This is a genomic window from Candidatus Thioglobus sp., from assembly GCF_029243085.1.
Taxonomy (GTDB): domain Bacteria; phylum Pseudomonadota; class Gammaproteobacteria; order PS1; family Pseudothioglobaceae; genus Thioglobus_A.
In genome coordinates this window covers 1-3,246 of the sequence record NZ_JAQWSS010000116.1, presented here as the reverse complement: position 1 = coordinate 3,246, position 3,246 = coordinate 1, and the positions used below count along the sequence as shown (strand labels likewise).

The 3,246-nt window shown below is 39.7% G+C and carries 5 protein-coding genes; 4 read left to right on the top strand and 1 reads right to left on the bottom strand.

Annotation, left to right across the window (positions count from 1 at the left end; translation table 11 throughout):
- Nucleotides 1-145: 145 nt before the first annotated feature.
- Together pyrH and frr are read left to right on the top strand one after the other, a co-directional pair.
- The gene (gene pyrH / locus P8M52_RS06620) at nt 146-859 is read left to right on the top strand and encodes a UMP kinase (RefSeq protein WP_300309078.1); all 714 of its coding nucleotides are present in this window, start codon (nt 146-148) and stop codon (nt 857-859) included.
- A 2-nt stretch (nt 860-861) separates the two neighbouring features.
- Nucleotides 862-1,419 carry a ribosome recycling factor gene (gene frr / locus P8M52_RS06615; protein WP_300309076.1) on the top strand — a complete coding sequence of 186 codons (558 nt, stop codon included), beginning with the start codon at nt 862-864 and terminating at the stop codon, nt 1,417-1,419.
- Nucleotides 1,420-1,482: 63 nt separating this feature from the next.
- On the opposite strand, the gene P8M52_RS06610 is transcribed toward frr, so the two are convergent.
- Nucleotides 1,483-1,875, bottom strand: a complete 393-nt coding sequence (locus tag P8M52_RS06610) for a hypothetical protein (RefSeq protein ID WP_300309074.1) — start codon at nt 1,873-1,875, stop codon at nt 1,483-1,485.
- A gap of 65 nt (nt 1,876-1,940) precedes the next feature.
- On the opposite strand from P8M52_RS06610, the gene cmoB reads away from it, so the two are divergent.
- Together cmoB and P8M52_RS06600 are read left to right on the top strand one after the other, a co-directional pair.
- Nucleotides 1,941-2,894 carry a tRNA 5-methoxyuridine(34)/uridine 5-oxyacetic acid(34) synthase CmoB gene (gene cmoB / locus P8M52_RS06605; protein WP_300309072.1) on the top strand — a complete coding sequence of 318 codons (954 nt, stop codon included), beginning with the start codon at nt 1,941-1,943 and terminating at the stop codon, nt 2,892-2,894.
- 17 nt (nt 2,895-2,911) lie between these two features.
- On the top strand, nt 2,912-3,246 hold a 335-nt coding region (locus P8M52_RS06600), incomplete at its 3' end, for a zinc ABC transporter substrate-binding protein (protein ID WP_300309070.1).

Below are 3,246 nucleotides of genomic sequence, written 5' to 3'. Positions count from 1 at the left end.
ATCGATATTTTTTAAGTTATGAACGCGAGCGCCACGTATGCTGATTTGATCCATAAGAAGGGTAAATTATGTCGGACAAAGGGTTCATTATAACGAACAAGATAGGTAAAATCAGTCTCTATTAATTAACCTTTAAATTCTAACCATGAGTAAATACAAACGCATCTTATTAAAACTTAGCGGTGAAGCGTTAGCAAGCCCTGAAAATACCGTTGACCCTACAACGTTAGACAAGGTTGTGGGTATTATCAAATCAGTTAAAATTCAAGGCGTGGAAGTAGGTATTGTAGTTGGTGGCGGTAATATTTTCCGTGGTGCTGCATTAGCTCAGTCAGGCATGAATCGAGTGACTGGTGACCATATGGGCATGCTAGCAACAGTTATGAATGCACTCGCAATCTCAGACTCGTGTCGCAAGCATGATGTTGATGTATTGGTTATGTCTGGATTTCCTATTGGTGGTGGTGTTTGCGAGCCAATGGATCATAATAAAGCCAAACTGGCACTTAGCGAAGGCAAAGTGGTTATCTTTTCTGCGGGCACAGGTGCACCATGCTTTACAACAGATACTGGTGCAACACTAAGAGCGATCGAGATTGGTGCTGAAGCTGTATTTAAAGCCACCAAAGTGGATGGTGTATATACGGCCGATCCAATGAAAGATGCTAGTGCAACACGCTATGACACGCTCAGCTTTGATGAGGCTATTGCCAATAATTTACAAATCATGGATACTTCAGCATTTGCCATGTGCCGCGAACATAATATTGAAATTTGCGTTTTTAGCATGCTTGAAGATACCAACACACTATCTAATATTTTAAAGGGTGACCCTTTAGGAACCATTGTAAGGAATTAATTATGTTAAACGAAATCCAACAAGATGCTAAAGAGCGCATGAGCAAAAGTGTTGACTCTCTTGAAACTAATTTTGGCAAGATTCGCGCAGGTCGTGCCCACCCATCACTACTTGAACAAGTGCAAGTCGAATATTACGGCTCTATGGTACCTTTATCTCAAGTAGGAAATATTGTGGCTGAAGATTCGCGCACCCTTAAGGTTTCGGTATGGGAAAAGGACATGTCAGCTGCCGCTGAAAAAGCCATCATGATGTCAGATCTAGGTCTCAATCCACAAGCTATGGGCCAGGTCATTCGCATCCCACTACCGCCACTAACTGAAGAGCGTAGACGTGACCTTGTAAAGGTGGTTAGAGATGAAGCTGAAAATGCCAAAATCGCCATTCGAAATATCCGTCGTGATGCTAATTCTGATTTTAAAGATTTATTAAAAGATAAAGAAATTTCAGAAGATGAAGCTAGAAAAGCTGAAGAGAACATACAAAAAATCACCGATGCTAGTGTCAAAGAAATTGATGCCAAATTAGCAGAAAAAGAAAACTCTCTGTTAGAGATTTAAGTTTTTTCTTTAATCATAAAAAAGGCCTGCATTTGCAGGCCTTTTTTTATATTGATTACTAGTCTACTGACCCTCTACACAAGAGAAGTAATCAGCCCATCGTGCTGGTGAAAATAACGTGCCCATTGCATCAACAGGACCGATGTTGAACAAAAACCCACCAGATAATGCGTCTTTAAATCTAGCAATATTATCTTCTGATAAGCCTAACGTCACCTGACATGCTTCGTGCGCTTTTTCTGTCACTGCAAAACCTGTAGGTGTTTGGCCGATTACTTTAGATGTGTCACTTAAAGTCATCGTGTCTGGCGCTTGCTCAATAATAACTGTTTTCTCAGCCACTGGCTGCATTGAGTCTAGCGCTTCAACTGGACCCATATCACGATCATCGCCACCAGCAAAAACGCTTGTTGTTAATGCGATTGCAGCAACAAAAGTTAATGTATTTTTCATCATATCTTTAATCTCCAAATAATTTAAAATGCCTCTTTAGTAGCTATTTTATATCACTCTGGTTTTGTATGATTAAAGAATTTGAAAAACACTGTCAATCAACACATTTATCGACTATATGCGCGCCTTTGATTGAGTTATCGAATCAAGCTTTTGCTGTTAACAATGGCAATATTCCAAAATGGGAGTGTGCCATTGATAGTATTGACAAAACGTCACTTGGCCAAGTTAGTTTTAAGCGACCATATGTCGCTATCGATACAAACATCGACGCCACTAAACTCACTCATGCTTTAAAGCAACTCATGCCATGGCGTAAAGGCCCCTATCAAATTGGTCAGTTAAATCTTGATAGTGAATGGCGCGGTGATGTGAAGTGGGATCGACTTAAAGACCATATACAACCCCTTAAAGGAAAAACTGTCCTTGATGTAGGCTCGGGTAATGGCTACTTTACTTATTTAATGGCGCTAGAGGGTGCTAGCATTGCGCTTGGTATTGAGCCTTTTTTGTTGTTTAATTATCAATTCCAAGCTATTCGAACATTGATGAGTTGCCCACCTAATGCTTACGTACTACCTCTAAAGTTAGAGCAAATGCCAATCGATTCACACTTCGATACGGTTTTTTCTATGGGAGTGTTATATCATCAAAAAGATCACATGTTGCATCTCCAGCAACTTATGGATATCACTATTGATGGCGGCGAGCTTATTTTAGAAACCTTAATTATTGATCAGCAATACGGTGAACAAATAATTCCAGAGGATCGATATGCCCGCATGCGCAATGTTTGGTGTCTACCTTCAACTAATACACTGCATCATTGGCTGGAACAAACCGGCTTTAAAGACATTAAATTAATTGACGTCACCAAAACTACCCCTGAAGAACAGCGAGCAACACATTGGATTGGTGACAATACGCAATCTATTAAAGATTTTTTAGACCCAAATGACAGTAACCTCACTATTGAAGGCTTACCTGCACCGAAACGAGCTATTTTTATTTGTAAAAAATAAAGGTATAATTTTTCCTTATGACTCGCCTACTTTTACTTCTATTAATTCTTGCCAATCCTGCCACTGCTACCCTTAATATTGTAGTTAGCATTAAGCCAATTCACTCAATTGTCAGCAACATCACTCAAGGTGTATCCAATCCTTTGCTACTGTTAGACTCTAATCAATCTGCACATCACTTTAACCTTAAGCCTTCGCAGCTTTCACTAATTGAAAATGCCAATTTAGTCGTAGCCATCCATCCACAAATGGAAGAGGGGTTAAATAAGGCGCTTAGCAATCTAGCTCCGGAAAAAATATTCTATATTTCTTCTTATGAAGAGCATGAAGAGCATGAAGAGCATGAAGAGCA